This is a genomic window from Lactococcus formosensis (assembly GCF_037892375.1).
Taxonomy (GTDB): domain Bacteria; phylum Bacillota; class Bacilli; order Lactobacillales; family Streptococcaceae; genus Lactococcus; species Lactococcus formosensis.
Map to the genome: position 1 here is coordinate 1,183,509 of NZ_CP141721.1, position 16,255 is coordinate 1,199,763.

At 38.0% G+C, this 16,255-nt stretch carries 22 protein-coding genes; 13 read left to right on the forward strand and 9 right to left on the reverse strand.

The genetic code is table 11. The annotated features are described in order from the left end of the window. Positions 1-111 precede the first annotated feature (111 nt). Positions 112-969 (forward strand): methionyl aminopeptidase, encoded by an 858-nt coding sequence (locus tag VNN39_RS05825; RefSeq protein WP_017368520.1) that lies wholly within the window; start codon positions 112-114, stop codon positions 967-969. Between the two features lie 52 nt (positions 970-1,021). Next, a complete protein-coding gene (locus VNN39_RS05830) occupies positions 1,022-1,924 on the forward strand; it encodes a YihY/virulence factor BrkB family protein (RefSeq protein ID WP_003134316.1) in 903 nt (300 codons plus the stop codon). 40 nt (positions 1,925-1,964) lie between these two features. On the opposite strand, the gene VNN39_RS05835 is transcribed toward VNN39_RS05830, so the two are convergent. The 3 genes from VNN39_RS05835 to arr all read right to left on the reverse strand — a co-directional run bounded on the left by VNN39_RS05835 (position 1,965) and on the right by arr (position 3,666). Beyond that, the gene (locus VNN39_RS05835; RefSeq protein ID WP_165712586.1) at positions 1,965-2,420 is read right to left on the reverse strand and encodes a GtrA family protein; all 456 of its coding nucleotides are present in this window, start codon (positions 2,418-2,420) and stop codon (positions 1,965-1,967) included. Between the two features lie 67 nt (positions 2,421-2,487). Further along, on the reverse strand, positions 2,488-3,222 hold the full coding sequence (locus VNN39_RS05840) for a hypothetical protein (protein WP_338997004.1): 735 nt from the start codon (positions 3,220-3,222) through the stop codon (positions 2,488-2,490). A 30-nt stretch (positions 3,223-3,252) separates the two neighbouring features. Next, positions 3,253-3,666: an NAD(+)--rifampin ADP-ribosyltransferase gene (gene arr, locus VNN39_RS05845; protein ID WP_165712580.1), complete on the reverse strand. Its 414-nt coding sequence runs from the start codon at positions 3,664-3,666 to the stop codon at positions 3,253-3,255. A 175-nt stretch (positions 3,667-3,841) separates the two neighbouring features. On the opposite strand from arr, the gene VNN39_RS05850 reads away from it, so the two are divergent. From VNN39_RS05850 to gndA, 7 genes are all read left to right on the forward strand, one after another. After that, positions 3,842-4,021: a hypothetical protein gene (locus VNN39_RS05850; RefSeq protein ID WP_017368524.1), complete on the forward strand. Its 180-nt coding sequence runs from the start codon at positions 3,842-3,844 to the stop codon at positions 4,019-4,021. A gap of 179 nt (positions 4,022-4,200) precedes the next feature. Further along, positions 4,201-5,124 carry an HPr(Ser) kinase/phosphatase gene (gene hprK / locus VNN39_RS05855; RefSeq protein WP_019293392.1) on the forward strand — a complete coding sequence of 308 codons (924 nt, stop codon included), beginning with the start codon at positions 4,201-4,203 and terminating at the stop codon, positions 5,122-5,124. A gap of 33 nt (positions 5,125-5,157) precedes the next feature. Beyond that, complete coding sequence (gene lgt, locus VNN39_RS05860; protein WP_422393573.1) at positions 5,158-5,919, forward strand: prolipoprotein diacylglyceryl transferase; 762 nt, start codon at positions 5,158-5,160, stop codon at positions 5,917-5,919. Between the two features lie 131 nt (positions 5,920-6,050). Next, entirely contained in the window at positions 6,051-6,404 is a 354-nt protein-coding gene (locus VNN39_RS05865; protein ID WP_165712578.1) for a hypothetical protein, read from the forward strand. Between the two features lie 183 nt (positions 6,405-6,587). After that, positions 6,588-7,013, forward strand: a complete 426-nt coding sequence (locus VNN39_RS05870) for a DUF948 domain-containing protein (RefSeq protein WP_003134326.1) — start codon at positions 6,588-6,590, stop codon at positions 7,011-7,013. A 1-nt stretch (position 7,014) separates the two neighbouring features. After that, a complete protein-coding gene (locus VNN39_RS05875; protein ID WP_213495935.1) occupies positions 7,015-7,614 on the forward strand; it encodes a YtxH domain-containing protein in 600 nt (199 codons plus the stop codon). Between the two features lie 121 nt (positions 7,615-7,735). Continuing rightward, positions 7,736-9,157 (forward strand): NADP-dependent phosphogluconate dehydrogenase, encoded by a 1,422-nt coding sequence (gndA, locus tag VNN39_RS05880; protein ID WP_165712574.1) that lies wholly within the window; start codon positions 7,736-7,738, stop codon positions 9,155-9,157. A 101-nt stretch (positions 9,158-9,258) separates the two neighbouring features. On the opposite strand, the gene VNN39_RS05885 is transcribed toward gndA, so the two are convergent. From VNN39_RS05885 to VNN39_RS05900, 4 genes are all read right to left on the reverse strand, one after another. Next, positions 9,259-10,188, reverse strand: coding sequence for a metal ABC transporter substrate-binding protein (locus VNN39_RS05885; RefSeq protein WP_338997012.1), 930 nt, complete (start codon positions 10,186-10,188; stop codon positions 9,259-9,261). Continuing rightward, positions 10,185-11,039: a metal ABC transporter permease gene (locus VNN39_RS05890; RefSeq protein ID WP_338997014.1), complete on the reverse strand. Its 855-nt coding sequence runs from the start codon at positions 11,037-11,039 to the stop codon at positions 10,185-10,187. Before VNN39_RS05890 ends, VNN39_RS05885 begins: the two co-directional genes overlap by 4 nt. A 6-nt stretch (positions 11,040-11,045) precedes the next feature. Then, a complete protein-coding gene (locus VNN39_RS05895) occupies positions 11,046-11,780 on the reverse strand; it encodes a metal ABC transporter ATP-binding protein (RefSeq protein ID WP_339006957.1) in 735 nt (244 codons plus the stop codon). 356 nt (positions 11,781-12,136) lie between these two features. Beyond that, complete coding sequence (locus VNN39_RS05900; protein WP_213495939.1) at positions 12,137-13,069, reverse strand: dihydroorotate oxidase; 933 nt, start codon at positions 13,067-13,069, stop codon at positions 12,137-12,139. Positions 13,070-13,226: 157 nt separating this feature from the next. Between VNN39_RS05900 and VNN39_RS05905 the strand changes: the two genes are divergently transcribed. The 3 genes from VNN39_RS05905 to VNN39_RS05915 are packed head-to-tail and all read left to right on the forward strand — an operon-like array spanning position 13,227 to position 14,186. Next, positions 13,227-13,553 (forward strand): PadR family transcriptional regulator, encoded by a 327-nt coding sequence (locus VNN39_RS05905; protein WP_096369206.1) that lies wholly within the window; start codon positions 13,227-13,229, stop codon positions 13,551-13,553. Beyond that, positions 13,553-13,912, forward strand: coding sequence for a DUF1048 domain-containing protein (locus tag VNN39_RS05910; RefSeq protein WP_338997017.1), 360 nt, complete (start codon positions 13,553-13,555; stop codon positions 13,910-13,912). The genes VNN39_RS05905 and VNN39_RS05910 overlap by 1 nt, the downstream gene beginning before the upstream one ends. A 1-nt stretch (position 13,913) precedes the next feature. Continuing rightward, on the forward strand, positions 13,914-14,186 hold the full coding sequence (locus tag VNN39_RS05915; RefSeq protein ID WP_338997018.1) for a DUF1048 domain-containing protein: 273 nt from the start codon (positions 13,914-13,916) through the stop codon (positions 14,184-14,186). Between the two features lie 37 nt (positions 14,187-14,223). On the opposite strand, the gene VNN39_RS05920 is transcribed toward VNN39_RS05915, so the two are convergent. Beyond that, positions 14,224-14,394 carry a DUF3042 family protein gene (locus tag VNN39_RS05920; protein ID WP_014025228.1) on the reverse strand — a complete coding sequence of 57 codons (171 nt, stop codon included), beginning with the start codon at positions 14,392-14,394 and terminating at the stop codon, positions 14,224-14,226. Positions 14,395-14,426: 32 nt separating this feature from the next. Beyond that, a complete protein-coding gene (locus VNN39_RS05925) occupies positions 14,427-14,606 on the reverse strand; it encodes a DUF3042 family protein (RefSeq protein WP_096369209.1) in 180 nt (59 codons plus the stop codon). 201 nt (positions 14,607-14,807) lie between these two features. Here VNN39_RS05925 and VNN39_RS05930 point away from each other — a divergent pair, with 201 nt between their 5' ends. Continuing rightward, positions 14,808-16,229, forward strand: coding sequence for a polysaccharide deacetylase family protein (locus tag VNN39_RS05930; RefSeq protein ID WP_213495941.1), 1,422 nt, complete (start codon positions 14,808-14,810; stop codon positions 16,227-16,229). The last annotated feature ends 26 nt before the right edge of the window (positions 16,230-16,255 follow it).

The window sequence follows — 16,255 nt, forward strand, 5'->3', positions numbered from 1 at the left end:
TCCAGAAAAATCAGCTCCCATGCATTTTTCGGGGCTTTCTACCACAGTATTTTTATGATAAAATAGGAGTATCATTACGATTAAAGAAATATTTAGAAGAAGGTAAAAATAGTGATTACATTAAAATCTCAACGTGAAATAGATCAAATGGATCGTGCGGGCTCTTTGTTGGCAAGCATCCATATCGGTTTGCGTGATTTGATAAAACCAGGTATCGACATGTGGGAAATTGAAGAATATGTACGAAAAGTTTGTAAAGAAAATAATACTCTTCCTCTCCAAATCGGTGTGGATGGTTCAATTATGGATTACCCCTATGCAACATGTTGTTCACTGAATGATGAGGTTGCGCACAGTTTCCCTCGTCACATGAAATTAAAAGATGGCGACCTTATCAAAGTAGATATGGTTTTAGGCATGGTTGAAGACGGCTCTATTGACGTTTCAAAACTTGATTTTGATAATGTTCCTGAGATGAAGAAATATACTGAAGGTTTCAGCGGAGCTATTGCAGATAGCTGCTGGGCTTATGCTGTAGGCACACCATCAGAAGAAGTTAAGAACCTTATGGATGTGACACGTGAGTGTCTCTATCTTGGAATTGAGCAAGCTGTCGTTGGTAACCGTATTGGGGATATTGGAGCAGCTATTCAAGAACATGCAGAAAGTCGTGGTTATGGCGTGGTTCGTGACCTTGTCGGTCATGGGATGGGTCCAACTTTCCACGAAGATCCACTTGTACCTCATTACGGAAAAGCTGGACGTGGTTTGCGTTTGCGTGAGGGTATGGTTTTGACCGTTGAACCAATGATTTCGACAGGAACTTGGGAAATTGATACGGATATGGAAACAGGCTGGATGCATAAGACATTGGATGGTGGTTTATCATGTCAATATGAACATCAGTTTGTCATTACCAAAGATGGTCCAGTAATTTTGACAAGCCAAGGAGAAGAAGGCACTTACTAATAAGTTTCTCCTATTTTATTAATACGTAAAAATGAAAGGAGGAGAAGACCAGATGAAAGCTCTTTTTCAACGTGTGTCGTCTTGGCAAACTTTGAAGGACTTTATGAACTTTTATAAAAGTTCAGAGATGTCCTTATCAAGTATTGCTGTGGCTTATTACTTGCTTTTATCAATTTTCCCGCTGCTTTTGATTTTTGCCAACATTCTCCCCTTCTTAAATCTTGATATTGATATGATTTTGGATGTGCTTCATGATCAGATTCCGGATCAGATTTATGATATGAGTGTTGGATTTATCCGAAATGTCTTGGAAAATCCCAATACAGGATTACTTTCTATTTCCGTTTTGGCTGGTTTCTGGACATTTTCCCGTGCACTTGCGACCTTACAGATGGCTATGAATAAAGCTTATGAGGTTTCAGAACATCGAGACTTCATTCTCAGCCGAATTATTGGTTTAGTTGTTGGCTTAGGGCTTATGGTTATGCTCTCTTTAACCATCTTAATTTCAACATTTGGTCAGGTGATTTTGACCTATGTGCATGAGAATCTCTTTGCCTTTGATGATCGACTGTACCGGACTTTGCAAACAGCTACCTTACCCGTTGTCATCATTGTTGTGCTTATTTCTTTGATTTTACTGTACTTTGTCTTACCCAATGTCAAAATACATAAACTCCGCTATATTATGCCGGGGACCATTTTCTCTACCTTGGTCCTTGTGGCACTGCCTCATTTTTTTGGGGCCTATTTAAGTCGAGCTTTAGGGCAAATGCGTGACTTTAAACTGGTTGGTTCCTTGCTTATTTTTGGTTTAATGATTTGGTTTATTTTTATTGCTAAAGTTATTATTATCGGAGCAGTATTCAATGCTACTTATCAGAAAAAGTCCTTTGGTCAAATCGAAACCCGACGTGGTGAGATTGTTGCATTTATTAAAGAAATTAGAAAATAAAAAAACGCTCTGTTTTGGCAGACGTTTTTTTATTATACATTTATACTTTCGCTTTTTTACGGAAAACAATAAATTTAGAATAGAAGTAGTTCAAGACAATATTCAATACTTGGATTGCAAGTGAGAGGGTGAGAACGACTACAGGTTTTTTCAAGTGTAAGAGGTTCATCAAAATTTCCGGATGACTATCGATAAACCACCATTTCAAAACAATGGCTAAAAGCATGAAGAACAAGCGTCCAGCAGCAAAGTTAAGGAAATCACGGAAAATGTGCGTGGACTTATGTTTGAAAACCCAAATCTTATTAGTAAAGAAAGCAAAGATAATACTGATAATTTGTCCAATAGCCTCTGAAATCGCCCCAGCGTTTATTCCAGGGTGATTAAGCAGATAAAAACTCGACTGCATAAAAATGTAATAGACAAGTGTTGTCAAGACACCGAAGACAAGATAAGTAAATGCTTCGGTCTTAGCAAAGTTTTTTATTTTTTCCATAGCACCTCATTTTACCAAAATTGTAGCTTTTTTGCTAGACGATACAGGAGAATAAGATTTGTTTACCTTATATTTTTAACTCCTTAATCTTAGCAACTTTTAGTTTATCTCCGTTTGTGATAAAAGTCCAGCGTTGCTTGAAGGCATCACGTGTCATATTGTTACCCTTAATGATACGCTGTGTATTGAGTTCAACAAGAAAATCAATAGCTACAAACGAAATATCTATTTCAAATTGAGAGCTATTTTTTTGTTTTAACCTGCTTAGACCATCAATCACAATGCTATGTGTATGATTCAGGAGTCCCTTCTGTGCCATTTTAGTTAACATCTTTTGATGTTTAGCATAGAGTGCTTCACTGTAAAGGTGTTCGACAGGTTTTAGATTTTGATGATCCCAAGCATCTTGAATAAGCAAAAAATTTGTTTCGACTTGCTCTGCAAGCGTCTCGTCGACTAGTGTTTTGTCGTGGACATAGCTTTGTCGTCCTATCATTGGTTTCTTTGATTTCAACACTATCCCACCAACTACTAAAACACCAAGGATTAGGCTAAAAGGTGAAAAACCATAAGCAGTCGAGTTGTTATAATAATATCCTGTAGAATGATAATAAGAATTGTTATAAGTATATCTCTGATAACTTGTATGTTCATCAGACCACTGACTGGTGCGACGACCGATAGAGCTACGCGATCCTCTGCTACTGTGAAATCCACCAGCAGTTGCAAAAACATGTGGTGTAAAGGTAAAAAGAGCAAAGGAAGTAAGGATGATGATGAAGGTTTTTTGTTTTGGTTTCATATTTTAAATTTAGTCGGATGTAATGATGATTTAATTAATGAGGCTTATTTTACTGTTTGTAACACGTGTGGCAATTTTTTCACGTAAGATGTCAATCTCATCTTGAGGTTGCGGCACCCAATCGGTCACTTCAGCAATTATTTTTAGTGGTGCAGTAGAACGATAAGAACGAGTTGGATTACCAGGGAATTTTTTATCGGTCACATTGGGATCATTTTCATAAGGGCCTATTGGCTCCACTAGATAGACATGTGGCACTTCATCTTTTCCAGCAGCTATTTGTGCAGCAAAGCCAGCACCATCTTTTAAAGCTGTAAAATAGATGTGATTCATAATAACACGTGAATCATAATTAGAGGCAAAACCTGCCCTTAAATAATCGTCTACTTTGAGTTTGAATTTTGTTCCGTGATAGAAAGGACCTCGATCAATAACTTTTGCCATGGGTAATTTCCTTTCGTAAGTTGGTCTGAAATCTAGTGCGCTGCTATGACAATAATGTATTATACAGTATCTCCAACTTTTTTTCTATCAGGAAGTGAAGGAAAAAAGTAAAGTTATAGAATAAGTTTCGTTTAGCATATTTGACCTCAGTTCTTGTGTATGATATAGTTAATCTATGTTAAAGTCACGATTTTACTCTTTTATACTTGGCACAATCATTGAAGCATGGATTTTTTCTATCGCCTTTTTTCAGGCACAATGGTTTTGGCTTTTTATCGCAAGCTTCCTTTTAGGCCGCAGAATTTACGTCGCTTATAAAGTAGATAAGTTTGTAAAACTCAGCAAGATCAAATAATGGATGTTCTCCATTATTTTTTTATCGCCTATTTATAGGAGTGAGATAAGCCAGCATACTGAGTTATACCTTTAGCTACTGAATTGGAATAAAATATTACGCTCTCTTAGCTAAAGCAAAAAGGATTATTGTTTATATTTTGATATAATAAGTAGAGAAAAAGACGATAGGAGACGGTTATGACAGTCACAGTGCAAGATCTCATCAAAAAAATAAAATTTAATGTTATCTACTCGACAGAAACAGCACTTCAAAAAGAAATTACCACCTCAGATATTTTACGCCCAGGTTTAGAGATGTCTGGTTATTTTGAATACTTTACCCCTGAACGTATACAACTTTTCGGGATGAAGGAATGGTCCTACATGATGAACGAGGTAGGCGATGCGCGTTATGATATTCTTAAAAAAGTAATGACAGAGATAACTCCTGTCGTTATCGTGGCACGCAATCTTGAAATTCCGGAAGAGATGGTAAATGCTGCACGTAAGCATGATATTGTCTTATTGCAATCACGTGAGACAACTAGCCGTCTGAACAGTATTCTGACCTCTTACTTAGATGAAGAGTTGGCAGAGCGTGTCAGTGTACACGGTGTACTGATGGATATTTATGGTGTTGGCGTTTTGATTCAGGGAGCAAGTGGAATCGGGAAATCAGAGACGGCTTTGGACTTGGTAGCGCGTAATCACCGTCTCGTTGCTGATGATCGTGTCGATGTTTTCCAAAGAGATGCTTTTACTTTAGCAGGGGAACCTGCGCCAGTCTTACAAAATTTCTTGGAGCTTCGCGGTGTCGGGATTATTGATGTTATGAGCTTGTACGGTGCGCGTGCAGTCAAGGATCAGACGGATATTGATTTAACAATCTACCTTGAACCTTACGAAGTAGGCGGCGAATTTGACCGGTTGGGTAATGGTGTGAAAAATATTATCCTCGCCGATGTTGAGGTGCCACAAATCAAGATTCCTGTAAAAACAGGGCGGAATGTTTCGACTATCATTGAAGCTGCCGTGATGAACTATCGTGCCAAAGACATGGGCTATGATGCAACTGCGCTTTTTGAAGATCGTTTGACACATTTGATTGAGAACAATAGCTAAGGAGTTAAAGTGAACAATTTTCCATATTTAGCAATGAATAAGATTGCTTTAGAGTTGGGGCCTTTTTCCATTCATTGGTATGCGATTTTCATTGTGACAGGTGCTGCCCTTGGTGTCTGGCTTGCTTGTAAAGAAGCACCTCGGCGAGGATTGACCACAGATGATGTAATTGATTTTATCCTCTGGGCCTTCCCCGTCGGTCTTATCGGTGTGCGGGCATATTACGTTGCTTTCCAATGGGATTATTATAGTCAACATCCAAGTGAAATTATCGCTCTTTGGGACGGCGGTGGTGCCATATATGGGGGACTGATTGCAGGAGCAATTGTCCTGTTTGTCTTTTCTTATTATCGGATGATTAATCCTCTGGATTTACTGGATGTGAGTATTCCGGGTGTACTTATTGGCCAAGCTTTTGGACGTTGGGGAAATTTTGTTAATCAGGAAGCCTATGGCGATGCGGTAAACAACTTAAATTATCTGCCGACCTTTATTCGGGAGCAGATGTTTATTGATGGAGCTTATCGAATACCTACTTTCCTCTATGAAAGTATCGGAACCTTTTCAGGTTTCCTCCTCATTATGATTTTCCGTCATCGTATTCCAGGACTCAAGCGTGGGGAAATCTTTTCTTTCTATCTTATCTGGTATGGGGCAGTACGCTTTATTGTGGAAGGCATGCGGACAGACAGTCTGATGTGGGGAGCATTCCGCGTATCACAGGTCTTCTCAGCTTTAATGATTATTGCCGGGATAGCGTTTGTGCTTATCAGACGTTTGAAAAAAATTGATTAAGAAAAGAATGTAAAAGTGTATCTTTTGTAGCAAGGCAAAAGATACATTTTTTTTATATTACAAAAAAGTAAGTTCAACTTCATACCAGTACGCGTAAAATAGAAGTACTAAGAGGAGAAGAGGAGCGAAAAATGAAACGTACACTTGCACTTGTGACAACTGTTGGGCTCATCACATTTGGTATTTTTAATATACTCCATCAGCAAACGAAGACCGTCCGTACCATTCCCTCGGATACTCTCAGCATCCACAAAACAACTGTCCCACTGAAAAAGACAAATAGAGATACACTTGACATTTATACCCAAAATATAACAAAACGAAGCGTTTCACCATATAAAGATAAAGCGCTTGACGAAAGAGGACAAAAAGAAGCACCTATACAAAAAGGCAAAGATTCCGCAAAATTTTACAGCAAAAGCTACACTTTCATCACTGATCTTGTCAAAGAAGCTGGCAATCTCTCACATAAACTTTTACGATAAAGACGAGTTTTTTCTGAGGAAAAAATAAACAAGGGATAAAGCTAAAAATCCTCCAACACACTGATATGAGTTCCCTAATGACCTAAGGAAAAATTATGTGCCAAATTAGTTTATAAAAAATATTAATTTTGCTATAATAAAGTAAAATTACCGTTTGAATTTAAGCGGTTTCGGAGGTGAAGTATGGGAGAAATTAGTGTACAAAATATAGCCTGGCTGATCATTGCAATTGCTTTTGCAGCTTTAGTTATTTTCTTAATTGTACTTTTAGTTAAAGTTTCAAAAGTTGTTGAGGAGGCCAATCGTACGGTGAAACTCGTTTCTAGTGATGTCGATGTTTTGCTTCACCAAGCGGATGGCTTGATGGCAAAAGCCAATGTTCTTTTAGATGATGTTAATGGAAAAGTTGCAACAATTGACCCTCTCTTCGTTGCAGTAGCAGAGCTTTCAGAGAGCGTTACTGCGGTAAATAAGAGCAGTCGCGACATGGTTGAACGTTTTTCAAGAAAATCGGGAACCGTTGGTCGTTCAGCTTCAACTTTAGTATTGGCTAAAACAGCAAATAAATTTATGAAGAAGAACAAGAAAAAGAAAGTGGAGGATAAATAATATGTCTAAAAAATCAGGATTTTTAGCAGGAGCTTTGATTGGTGCCGCTGCAGCTTTGTTTTTCGCCCCTAAAAAAGGAAGCGAAATGCGTGAAGATGCGAGCAAGATGTACGACGACTTTAAAGATGATCCAGAAGCCGCATTGAACAACTTACGCGATTTTTCGACAGAAAAATTCAATGAAATTAAAGAACGTTTTGATTCAGGTGAAATTTCTGCAGATTCAGCAAAAGATTATTTGACAAGCAAACGTGATTTGATTAAAGAAAAAGTTGACTCAGGTGAACTTTCAAAAGACTCTGTTATTGAATTTTTCAACAGTACGCGCGATGCAATTGTTGATAAAATCAATCAAGCCAAGGAAGACACCGAAGAACTTTTCGATGAAAACGAATCAGAAATTACTGACGAAGTAGTGGAAAAAACTGCTGAGTTTAAAGAAAAGTTGGATGACAGTGCGGATGCAGTCGCGGACAAGGTCGAAGATGTTAAAGAAGATGCTGCAGAAGTAGTGGAAGATAATGTTGACTTTGGTAAAATTTCTGAAGAAGCTGAAGAGCTTGAAAAAAAAGCTAAAGACCTCTCAGGTACAGAGTGGTAAAAGAGATACTGTCTACGGGCAGTTTTTCTTTTTGTAAAAATGTTACAGTGTTTATTTGAGCTTTTGTAAAGAAATTGCGTTATAATAGTTTTATCAAAAATAAAAAATCGGAGGATTTACAATGACTCAAGCTAACTTTGGCGTAGTCGGTATGGCCGTAATGGGTAAAAACTTAGCCCTCAATGTTGAATCACGTGGATATACGGTTGCCTTATTTAATCGTACGACTGCAAAAACAGAAGAAGTTGTAGCTGAACATCCAGATAAAAATTTTGTCTTGACAAAAACAATCGAAGAATTCGTAGCTGCGATTGAAAAACCACGTCGTATCATGCTTATGGTACAAGCTGGTCCAGCAACTGATGCGACAATTCAAGCACTTTTACCACATTTGGATAAAGGGGACATCTTGATTGATGGTGGAAATACACATTTCCCAGATACAATGCGTCGTAATGCAGAGCTTGCAGACTCAGGTATTAACTTTATCGGTACAGGTGTTTCAGGTGGTGAAAAGGGTGCTCTTGAAGGTCCTTCAATCATGCCTGGCGGACAAAAAGAAGCTTATGATTTGATTGCACCAATCTTTGAACAAATCGCAGGTAAAGCACCTCAAGATGGTAAACCATGTGTGGCTTATATGGGTCCTAATGGTGCAGGTCACTATGTGAAAATGGTCCACAATGGTATCGAGTATGGCGATATGCAACTCATTGCGGAATCTTATGATCTTTTGAAACGTGTACTTGGTCTTGATAATGTTGAAATCCAATCGATCTTTGAAGAGTGGAATGAAGGCGAGTTAGACAGCTACCTTATCGAAATCACAAAAGAAGTCCTTAAACGTAAAGATGATCAAGGTACAGACGGTTATATTGTGGATAAAATCCTTGATAAAGCCGGTAATAAAGGTACAGGTAAATGGACGTCACAAAGTTCACTCGACTTGGGTGTTCCATTGCCATTGATTACTGAATCAGTGTTTGCCCGTTTCATCTCAACTTATAAAGACGAACGTGTGAAAGCAAGCTCTATCTTATCAGGTCCAGAAGTGAAATTCTCAGGCGACAAAGCTGAAATTGTCGAAAAAATCCGTCAAGCGCTCTATTTCTCAAAAATTATGAGTTATGCCCAAGGTTTTGCTCAACTTCGTCAAGCTTCTAAGGAATACGATTGGGATCTTCCTTACGGTACAATCGCTCAAATCTGGCGTGCAGGATGTATCATTCGTGCGGAATTCTTGCAAAACATTACAGATGCTTTTGACAAAGATGCTGACCTTGAAAATCTTCTCTTGGATGAATACTTCATCGATATTACAAAACGTTACCAAGCAGCAGTACGTGATGTTGTAAGCCTTGCTGTTCAAGCAGGTATCCCAGTACCAACATTCACAAGTGCAATCAGCTACTATGATAGCTACCGCTCAGCAAACTTGCCAGCGAACCTTATCCAAGCACAACGTGACTACTTCGGTGCGCACACATACGAACGTACAGATATGGATGGAATCTTCCACTATGATTGGTATACAGAAGACTAAGAGGGAAAACCTTGCTGAGCTAAAATTCATGTTTTTACAAGAACGAATCAAAAAACTACCAATGTCTTGGTAGTTTTTTAATATTCTTAAGAAAATGACGATTACTTACCACTCAACCCATCGGTAATATGCTCAATATTCCATTGAAGCATATCGTAGTAGGTATCCCCTTTCTGACCTTCGTCAGCAAGAGAGTCAGTAAAAATTTTTGAGTAGATTTTTACACCAGTTTGTCTAGAGACAGATTCCATCGTTTTTGGTGAAACGCTGGTTTCCACAAAAAGTGCTTTGACATTTTTGTCTTTGACAATCGTGTTAATACGGTTGAGTTGGGCTGGTGTACCTTGGTTATCCGTATTGATTTCCCAGATATATTCAGCTGTCAGGCCATATTGTTTTGAGAAATATTTAAAAGCACCTTCGCTGGTCACTAAGATTCGGTCTTCCTGCGGGATGGTTGCAATCTTAGCTTTTGCTTCTGTGTCAAGCTGTTGCAATTTATCTGTATATGCTTTGAGATTTTTTTGATAAACCTCTTTATGTTGCGGATCTTTCTTTGAAAGCTCTTTTTCGATATTTTGGGCATAGATAATACCATTTTGAATGTCTAGCCAAGCATGCGGGTCTTCTTCACTTTCTTTGCCTTTTTCAGTTAAGTGTATGGGAGTAACACCTTGGCTGACCATAAAGGTCGAATCTTCTTTCCGACTGTTTTTAACGAGTTTATTAAACCAGCCCTTTCCAGTTTCCAGATTGAGCCCATTGTAAAAGACAAGATCGGCTTTTTCGACAGCTTGAGTGTCATTGGGTTTCGGATCGTACTGATGGGGATCAGTACCACGTGGAACCATGCTATAAACATCAACATGGTCTTTCCCGATATTTTCAGCAATATCGGCAATAATGGAATAAGTGGTTACAACCTTAAGGTTATCTGATGCCTTACTTTCTTCTTTTTTTGGCGAGCATGCTGTAAGAAGTAACAAAAGTGAGGCTAAAATGGTAATTAAAGAGAGTTGTTTGCGGTTCATGATTGAGGTCCTTTCTTAGGATAGCGGATAAATCCGTTGCGAGGGCTGAGGAAGAAGGAGAGAGCAAAGGTAAGTGCCCCAACGATTACAATAGTTGCGCTTGTGGGCAAATCATATTGGAAACTGACAATAACGCCCAAAATACCAAAGAGTACACCTAAGATAGAAGACATCGCGATCATATGTGGCAATTTATTCACCCACAGATAAGAAATTGATGCAGGTATAATAAGCATAGCAACTACAAGTACAATCCCGACTTGTGACAAGGCAGAAATTGTGAAAAGCGTCAGTAAAATCATCAATAAATAGTGATAAAAAGTATTGTTTAAACCATAAGCTTTAGACATAGTTGGATCAAAGGAAGTAATAAGCAACTCCTTGAAGAAGAGTTTGACTACCAGAACAACAGCAACTAATAATACGAAAGACTGAATAAGCTCGTGTGGTGTAACGGCAAGGATATTTCCAAAAAGTATATGGTTAAGATCTGCACCACTTTCAGCTTTTGTAATTAATATGATTCCTAGAGCAAAGAAGCTACTTAGGATGATACCAATCGAAGCATCTGTCTTCAAATTACTGTGTTTGATGATAAATTGAATCAGAATTGCGCCTAAAATCCCAGATACTGTTGCGCCAATCAAAACGTTTATCCCTAGCATATAAGAAATAGCAACACCTGGTAAGACAGCATGGGACAAAGCATCACCCATGAGAGAAAGACGTCTTAAAACGATAAAACTCCCTAAAATCCCAGAGATGACCCCGAGTAAAATCGAAGCGATAAAAGCACTCAGCATAGTTACAGTAAGGCCGGTTACATCTGAAAGAAAAAATAAAATATCCACCGTGACTTAGCCCTCGCTTTCCTTGATGATGATCTCGCCTAGGGCTTCACCGTAAGCTTTTTGCAGATTTTCATTTGTGAAACATTGGGCTGTATAGTCAGCGCCAATTAGTTTTTTATTAAGAATAATTAGGTAATCAAAATACGCTTTAACATTATGAAGATTGTGGTAAACGATGATAATCGTTTTACCGTCCCGTCGTAACTCCTCAAGTATATTAATAATGATTTTTTCGCTCATCATATCGATACCAACGAAAGGTTCATCTAAAAAGTAATAGTCAGCTTCTTGCGCCAATGCACGGGCGATGAAAACACGTTGCAACTGCCCACCAGACAAAGCGCTAAGCTGACGATCTTTAAAATCGTCCAACCCAAGTTTATGAAGTGCATGTTCCGCTTTTTGTCTTTCTTTTTTACGGGGCTTTTGAAAGAGTTTTAAGTTGGGATATGTACCTGTCAAAACCGTATCAAAGACCGTGATTGGAAAACTGAGATCAATTTCACTACGTTGTGCAACATAAGCAATCTTTCTCTTAAAATTCTTGAGTGGAGTTTCATTGATGGTGACAGTACCGGATCTAGTCGGGATCATCTCTAAGATGCTTTTCATCAAAGTTGACTTGCCCGCACCATTAGGTCCGATAACTCCTGTACAGGAGCCTTCAGGTATGTGCAGTGATATATTTTCTAAGGCAAGGTTGCCTTTATACTCGACGGATAAATTTGAAATTTTTAACATTATTTCCCTTGTTTTTAAAGTTCACAGTAAGCTACTGTTGGCGCCCAAAATTTAGTTTGGTGTCGATAGCGTTATTTGAGTTTTGAAAATTTGGGTATATAAAAATAAGCTTCATACTGAGAGGAGTGTGAGAGACATATAGGATAACATTTCTTTCTATAAATTTTGTTTTCTTCCTGCTCTGTCTTAGCACTCAACGGAAGGGCATTAATTCTAAAAAGTAAAAAGGAATTTGTTGTATGAAGTGTTAGTTATTATTTTACAGTACAGGCTAAATAAAGTCAAGTTATTTATAGGGTAACCTATAAAAATACAAAATAAAAAACTAAGGCTTGCCTTAGTTCTATTATTTGTATTTAAAGACTTTTGAGCTTACCGCGGAATTCATCAATAGATTTATAGCCTTTTTTATCCATGATTTCTTGAAGTTCTCTAATGATTCTTGGGAAAATCTCTGGACCTTCTTTGTGGAGGGCGGTCCCAATTTGGAGCATGCTTGCACCACAGAGAAGATGTTCAAAAGCATCTTGTCCTGTTTCGATACCACCTGTTCCGATGATTTGTATTTCTGGTTTAAGACGAGTATAGAAGGCACGGACATTCGCCAGGGCAGTTGGTTTGATGTATTGACCTCCAAGACCACCGAACCCTTCTTTGGGTTTAATTACAACAGCCTCCTCTTCCGTATCGATATAGAGGGCATTTCCGACACTATTGACAGAATTGACGTATGTGAGGGGGAACTTATTAAGAATCTCAGCCATTTGATCGAAATGTGCTAAGTCAAAGTATGGAGGAAGCTTTACACCCAAAGGTTTCTTGAAGAAAGCAAATACTTTTTCTAAGAGTTGCTCTGTTGCTTGGAAATCATAGGCTAGTTGAGGTTTACCAGGTACATTTGGACATGAGAGGTTCAGTTCAGTAATACCTGAAAATGCGCTTTTTTGAATGTTACCCAACATTTCAAGATTCTCTTCAGGGCTCATACCAGCAATAGAGAAAAAGATTGGGGTGTCTTGATTTTGTTGCACTTCCAAAACATAATCTAAGTAATAGCGGAAGCCTAGATTAGGAAGACCCATAGAGTTTATACTCCCCAAAGCTAAGTCGACATAACGAGGAGAAGGATTACCTTCTCTTTTTTCCAAGGTACAGCTTTTAGTGATGTAAGCTCCTGCATCAGATTTTTCTAAGTCTTGCAAATCCTTGATAGACATACAATGCACCCCCGATGCATTCATAAAAGGATTGGCAAATTTAGCATTAGCAAAAGTTGTTTCTTGTTTCAAGTCTTTAAAACCTCTTTCATAATTTTTACTATTCTACCACGATTAGAGGAGAAGTCAAATGATTAAGCTTAAATATCTTGAAAAGTATTTTATTTTGTTTTAAATCTAATATGTGTTACTATATAGTCGTACTTAGTAATACATATTAGGAGCTATAATGGAAAACAATACAGAGATGCTCAAGGGCGTTTTAGAAGGCTGTGTCTTACAAATCATCAGCCAAGGTGAAACATATGGCTATGCCATCACACAACAATTAAAAGAGTTGGGATTTACTGATGTCGCAGAAGGCACAGTATATACGATAACTTCTCGACTTGAACGCCAAAACTTACTGGAGACAGAAAAAAAAGCCTCAGAAAAAGGCCCGGCACGTAAGTTTTTTAAGTTGAATACTGCGGGAAAAGAGGAACTGGCAGCTTTTTGGTTACGTTGGGATTTTATCTCAGAAAAGCTTTATGAGATAAGGAATAAGGAGAAATGATGAATTTTTGGGATAGAATAACAGGAAGAGATATGACTATGGCAAGGGCAGAATTTGCAGAAAGAGTGAAACGTCTGCCAGAGAGTTACCAAAGCATATGGGCAGAGCTTGACGAAGAGATCCAGAGATATAGTGATTTGACAGGTAGAAATCTGATTCCTATCATGAGTAGCTTACTTGAATTTTTTGAAGAAACGTCATTCGATTACGAAGATGTATCAGCTGTGATTGGGGACGATAAGGAAGCTTTTGTTGCAGAACTGTTTGATCAGCGACGTCCTATCCCCAATAAATCCTACCGGGACAAGTGCCGCGAGCAACTTAATCGTAATGTAGCGAAAAAATTAGGGAGGCAATAGAATGAAACTCAAGGAGATCATTGAAGAAAAAAAAGAATGGCACGCTCTGCAAAATGCAGTGAAAGAACTACCGAAAGATTATGGGCTTGTTTATAAGGAGATTCAGAGATACTTTTTGAAGATTGGTGTATCTGATCTTCAGATTTTTGGAGAATTACTTGAAATTTTCGAAGACGGGGTAATGCGTAACCAAAAAGTTCTTGACGTTACAGGAAAAGATATTGCTGCTTTTAGTGACAGTTTGCTCGACCAAGAAGAGAATTTTGAGCAATAAAAAATGCGTGCTACTTAAGGGTAGGACGCATTTTTTATTAATGAGCGATACGTTTACGGTTTGCTTTTTTACGACTTTCTTGTGCAAATTCCCATTTGTGTTCAATAGGATCAACAACACGTTTTTTATAGATTGCACCTGCAGTAAACAAAGCAGCCAAAGTTACAATGTTACCAGCAACGAAACCTGTGATGAGATTTTTATTCATAGATACACCTCCAAGAGTAAATTTAGTATGTTTTAACGTGCAAGGCGTTTACGTTTTGCACGTTTTTGGTTTTCTGTAAATGTGTCTTCTTTGAAGTTAGGATGCATTTCAGCATCAATCAATCCTTTATGTTTAGCAACCATGACGGCAGTACCGGCAACAGTAATTTCAATGGCTTTACCTATAAGATAGCCTTTAAGATATTTATTCATGCTTTCCTCCTTATTGTCTACAATAATCCTATGTTACTTTGATAAACTTATAAAATTATTATAACACTTGTAGGGCTTTATACCCAATATTTTAAGTTTCTTTTATTAGAAAGTATACTAAATATTTGAAAGTGTCAAAAATTATTGTTATCTTAACAGTAGAGACAATAAAGGTGAAAATATAGAGAAAAAGAGGCAATCATGAATAAGAAATGGCTGAAGACAGGAAGTGCTTTACTTGCGCTTGGAATAGTTTTCGGAGCAGCCAGCCTACTGGTGAACACAACAGAAAAAGAAAATACGACGACTTCAATGAATACTTATATTCGAAGTACAGCTGCTAAAGAAATAGAGATTGAGACAAAGAAGGAGGAGCAAGGCTATCATATCCTGATGAATTATCCCAAAACAAAAAATGCAGCGATTAATCAAAAGTTGGAAGCATTTTCTAATGAAGAAGTGTCTTCTTTTAAAGAACGTACGCCAGAGAATGATACCGCTGAGAAGGGGGCCTTATTTCAATCCTTTGAAACTTATCGGTTTTCCCCAGATATCGTGAGTTTTAAATTTAATGTGATGCGAAAAACCAATGCGCGTGTCCAAGCAGAAAACCTAGTCGTCACTAAAACTTATGATTTGAAAGAAAATAAAGAGTTACAGCTCTCTGATTTATTTCAAGATAAGGAAGATCTCAGCAGTATCGCACAAAATATATATGAGAAGATGTTGAAGATCCAAGAGAATTCAAGTCAAAGAACCAAGCAAGTATTAAGTGCAGGTTTGAGACCGACAGAGAAAAATTTTGATGCCTTTGTTTTGGATAAAAAATGTCTGGATTTCTTTTTGAGACCTGGTCAAGTCAACAGTAGCAGAGACTTATATACCAAGGTTTCGGTGCCACTGAGTGAGCTCGGAGAGATTATCAAACCACAATTTTTAGTGGGAGATTTAAAAGAAGAAGCTCAAAATTCGAAAGTAAAAATACCTTCCGCTCAGCAAGTGAAAAGCAAGTCACTGGCTCATAAGAAATTAGTTGCTTTAACTTTTGATGATGGACCAGATCCACAAACGACACCACGTTTGCTTTCCATTTTAAAGAATGAAAATGTACCTGCAACATTTTTTGTCCTGGGAAACCGTCTTGAACTGTATCCAGAATTAGTTAAAAAGGAACATGCTTTAGGATATCAAGTAGGTTCTCATACTTATAATCATGAGAATTTACCTCAGTTGCCAGTAAAACAAGCACAAGATGAAATCACAAAGACTTCAGATTTGATGCAAAAGACAGTGGGCATTCGGCCTCAGGGCTTACGTCCCCCTTATGGAGCTACAACTCCTCAAATCAATGAAATGGCACAAACTCCTATTATTCAGTGGAGCGTGGATTCTCTAGATTGGGAAAGTAAAAATGTAGACCAAATTGAGCAAGTTGTTATGAGCGAAGTTTATGACGGTTCCATTATTCTTATGCATGACATTTACGATACATCCGTCGATGGAGCAGCGAGAGTTATTCAAAAATTAAAAAGTCAAGGCTATACATTCGTCACAGTCAATCAACTGCTTCAAGCAAGGGGACATCTTGAAGATTCACACGTTTATTATAATGCAACACGATAAATAAAATCCTCATGTATAAGATGAGG